The sequence below is a fragment of the Pedobacter miscanthi genome (genome assembly GCF_032678605.1).
In the GTDB taxonomy this organism is placed as follows: domain Bacteria; phylum Bacteroidota; class Bacteroidia; order Sphingobacteriales; family Sphingobacteriaceae; genus Pedobacter; species Pedobacter miscanthi_A.
The window spans coordinates 1-4,405 of the sequence record NZ_JAVTSU010000048.1; the positions used below are offsets into that span (position 1 = coordinate 1).

The following is a 4,405-nucleotide window of genomic DNA, read 5'->3' on the forward strand; positions in this document are numbered from 1 at the left end:
GATCTCGCTGTCTTATTCATTCATTAAACCAAACATCAGATTAGCTACGCCAAGAGTGTTTTAAACAAAATTTTTTAGTTGTGTATAATAATATTTACACATTTAGCCAAAAAATTCACTACAATTGCGTACAAAAAAGTAACTTTTTACTAACTTGCAGAATATTCTTAAAATAATGAAGACAAAAAATGCCGTAAGTACTTTTACAGTACTCATCGCTGATGATCATGAAATCATCCGTCGTGGTTTAAAAGGTTTAATATCAGACTTTTGGCCTGGTGTTGAGATCATCCATGCATCAACTTTAGAACAAGCGCTTATCGAAACAGAAAAGTCGCCGAGTTTAATTATTATTGATGTGAACTTGCCTGGGGGTAATAACCTTAAAGTGATTGATCAGTTAAAATTAGTACAGCCAAATGCTAAGATCCTGGTATTTTCATCGTTGAATGAGAATATTTATGCGGTTCCATATTTAAAATCCGGTGCATCAGGTTACTTAACCAAAAATGCAGAAGAATCTGAAATTGTAACAGCCATCACTACTATTTTAGCTGGCAGCCGTTATTCGAGCAGAAACGTTAAAGAAAATATGTTCAATAGCATTTTGGGTAACGATGCCGATAATCCTTTTACCAAACTTTCGGGCAGGGAATTAGAAGTTGCAGAATTACTTACAAAAGGTATTGGTGTATTAGAAATTTCTAATCAGTTAAACCTTCAGATGGGTACCGTGAGCACTTATAAATTGAGGTTATTCCAAAAACTGAAAATAAAAAGCATCATAGAGCTTGCCGAAAAAATGAGCATCTACGAAAGATAAAAAGAGTATTTTACTCTTTTTATCTTTTTTAAGCCTTTTTATCTTTATTTACGGTACCCGTGCCGGCTTCTCCTGATTCGTTAGGGGTTGATCCAGCTTGGCCGAATTTGTCGGAAGCACCTTTTCCGTTCTGGTCAAAAGATGCCTTTTCTTTTGAGCTCCCTTTTGTTTTATCCGCATTTTCTTTATTTTTCGTTTTCATATCAATTCGTTTTACCTACATTGATAACACCATAAAAAGTCCAAAGTTTTATGGCAACCGGTATAATCATTTTATTTTTCCGGAAAATCTTTCCTCTTTCTGATCCCTCTGCTTTATTATCATTCATTTGCTAATCTTATAATACGTTTTAGCCCAACTCGTAATGCTGATGTTGTGGAATAAATAGCATAAACAGTTTGATTGCGAGGTGTATTATTAATATGACAAAATTATTATATAGCTGTAGGTTGTGAGTATATATTTGATCAATATCAAAGATATCAGGGTTGTACACATTTTAAAAAGCTTTCTGGAATTCAATAGAGGGATATTTTTAATGACAAATATCAAATTTATTGAGTTGTGTAGTTTTTGTACTACACAAATAGCTGGTTGAGTAAAAATAATGATACTCGAATAATATATCTTTGCCCCCAAAATGAACAGAATGAACAATCTATTTAGAAATAGAAATATTTATTCATTTTTTAAAAACCATAAGTTTTAAGATTACGTAAGTGGTTCTAAAACCGACAAATAGCTTTAAAAGGTTGCATTATCCCCAATGAGGTAGCCGCTCTATTATCCCGCGTATGAATAAAAATTTACTCTCCCTGTGTATCCCTGCACGGGCTTTTTCGAGGACTGCTAATCATTTAACGAATTTTTTCGGTAAATATTTTTCGTTCACACTTTTTTTCTCCTTTGTACTTCTTTTTACGAATCTGAATTCGGCTTTTGCTGATGGAAGTAAAGATTTGTATCCAAATGGAGCTAGCGGTCATAGGGCTTTTTTACTAAGCTCTACCGCGGTTAATGCAACGGTAAGTTGGCCATATCAGAGTCCTGGTACAATGAAGGTATTTGCAAAAGTTGGCGATTGGATTTATGTGGCTTCCAGTGCTCAGGGCGTTGGTGGTGGAACCATTCGCTTATTTGCTCCGGGGGTGGTACCTAATACGGCCAGATCAAATGCAACGGATAATTCGGGAAATAGTACAACTGTTGGGGTAATTGCGAGCCGTGATGCTGAAAAGGCAGGGCCAAAACCTTCTGCTAATGTTAACGCTTATTCAGCTTATAAACACCAGGTTACTGCGGCTGAAGGAGATGGGATATGGGAAATAGATTTTGTTTCGCCTAATGTAGGTCAAGGCACTATTCCAAACGTGCCGAATATAACAGCAGATGGAGCCTGGACTCAACCTACTGATCAGGCTTTAGTAGCGGCCTGGGACGTTTCTGTTAGAAGAAGTAGCTCGGAAACTGTTGGTACGCTGGCAGCTAATCCATTTATAACCGGCCGTGTTTACACCAATGTTTTTAATGGTCATATTGCTGCTGATTTTGCAACAGGAAATGGGTTTTATGGGAAATTTTATGTGATGACAAAAGATGGCTTTTCTTATCTCGTAAGTAATAATGGCCAGATGGGGGTTGGTTTTACATTTTTTGTAAACAATCAAGGGTTTACTACACTTCCTGCGGGGGCAGGTTCTCCAACTTATAAAAGTTATAATAGTACCTCAAATATCCCGGTTAGAGACCCCAGTACGGCTGATGATGGAACGAATGTAACACATAAAATATTTTACACTAAACCTGCTGCAGATTTACCAGAAACAGCCTTGAATAAAGGTAGTTCTACCTGGCTTAAAAAGACAAATCCTGAAGATCCAAAAGCTGAAGCTGTTACTTTTAAAGGCGTTGAAGGAACACCTAATAAAGCGAGTTCAAAAGGTGCTGTTATAGGTTTTGATTCTAATATAAACGGACTTTATAAGATTACGATTCCTGGTAATGGTCAGTTTTTTGATCGTATATTAACAGGGATTGTTACCGCAGGGCACAATGATGTTACCTGGGATGCAAAAGCAGGAACACAATTAGACCCTTTAATTGCAGGAAACCCGGTGCCTCCGGGAAGTACAGTTAGTTCTATTATTGTACAGGTATTTGGTGCTGAAGTGCACTTCCCGTTTATTGATACTGAAATTAATCCTTCAGGTACTGTTATTGAACAATTGACAAAAGATGGAAATTATGCTTCTTTTAGTCCTGTGCGTGATGCCGTATATTGGGATGATTCAAATATAACAACCACTGGTAATTCTGCATCTTCAACCCCTTCTGCACCGAATAAGGTTCTTTTTGGTACAAATGGATCTTCGAGTACGGCCAGCGGGCACAAGTGGGGGGCTAACCCCGGTGCAGGTTTAACCGATTATGGTAACGAAAGAGGGATGGATACTTATTCATTTGTGCCTGGAGCGGCTGTAACAACCACGGTAAATACCACCATTCTACAGGCCGATCTTGCTGTTGCCAGTATCACGCCATCTGTTACAACTGTTAAAATCGGCAATACGGTAACCTATACCGTTGTTGTTCAAAATTTAAGAAGAACTACGGTAGGTAACGAAAGTGTGAGTCCGGTTACGGGCGCAAAATTTGGGTTCGAATATCCTAATGGATTTACAATCACTTCTGTTAACAAGGTTGTTAATTCTGGAACAATCAGCGAAACAAGTCCTTCTACAACATCAACTAAATATTCGTCGCTGTTGGATATGACAAGTGATTCTCAAATTACCTATACCATAACAGGAACAATAGGAACTGCATTGAGTAACACAACGATAAATCCAAGGGCCACTATTTTACGGCCAAATGATGTTACTGACCCTGATGCAACGAGTGATGCTCTACCATATTCGAATGATCCGGATATCGAATGTAACGGAGGTTCGAGTGGGGTAGGTTGTAATAATATCAAAACTGCCGCAAATGTTATTGTTCCGGCATCGGTAAGCATTGTGGCCACAACGCCAAATGCATCAGAACCGAGTACCAACGGACTTTTTACCGTTAATATTACAAGTGCAGTTGCTGGTAACACTGTTGTAAACTATTCTATTGCCGGAACAGCTACTAATGGTACTGATTATAATATAGCAACGCCTTTATCTGGATCAGCAACGATATTGGCCGGTCAAACTTCCGCAACAATCCCTGTTACGGTTTTTGATGATAACATTGTAGAACCGACTGAAACTGTAATTTTAACAATTACAAGCGTTAGTAATGCTACAACTCCGGCAACAACAACTGCACTTAATGCATCTGACTTGACGGCAACTGTAAATATTGCCGACAATGATGTATCAACCATTACTGTTGCTACAACAGATGGTGCAGAACCAGGTACCAACGGTTCGTTCGTGTTCACCATGAGTAAACCAAGTACTACCAATACTACGGTTACTTATACAGTTGGCGGAACGGCTACCAATGGTACCGATTATACAACCATTCCAACTACCGCTACTATTTTGGCTGGTCAGACTACCGTTACCGTTCCGGTTACCGTAACCAACGAT

The 4,405-nt window shown here is 38.5% G+C and carries 4 protein-coding genes; 2 read left to right on the forward strand and 2 right to left on the reverse strand.

The genetic code is table 11. The annotated features are described in order from the left end of the window. Window positions 1-175: 175 nt before the first annotated feature. Window positions 176-823, forward strand: coding sequence for a response regulator transcription factor (locus tag R2R28_RS28910; RefSeq protein WP_025146884.1), 648 nt, complete (start codon window positions 176-178; stop codon window positions 821-823). Between the two features lie 28 nt (window positions 824-851). Here R2R28_RS28910 and R2R28_RS28915 read toward each other — a convergent pair whose 3' ends face one another. Then, on the reverse strand, window positions 852-1,025 hold the full coding sequence (locus R2R28_RS28915; RefSeq protein WP_316829136.1) for a hypothetical protein: 174 nt from the start codon (window positions 1,023-1,025) through the stop codon (window positions 852-854). Window position 1,026: 1 nt separating this feature from the next. Then, the gene (locus tag R2R28_RS28920; protein WP_316829137.1) at window positions 1,027-1,152 is read right to left on the reverse strand and encodes a hypothetical protein; all 126 of its coding nucleotides are present in this window, start codon (window positions 1,150-1,152) and stop codon (window positions 1,027-1,029) included. 466 nt (window positions 1,153-1,618) lie between these two features. Here R2R28_RS28920 and R2R28_RS28925 point away from each other — a divergent pair. After that, window positions 1,619-4,405 (forward strand): Calx-beta domain-containing protein (locus R2R28_RS28925; RefSeq protein WP_316829138.1); only part of this gene is annotated, 2,787 nt, incomplete at its 3' end.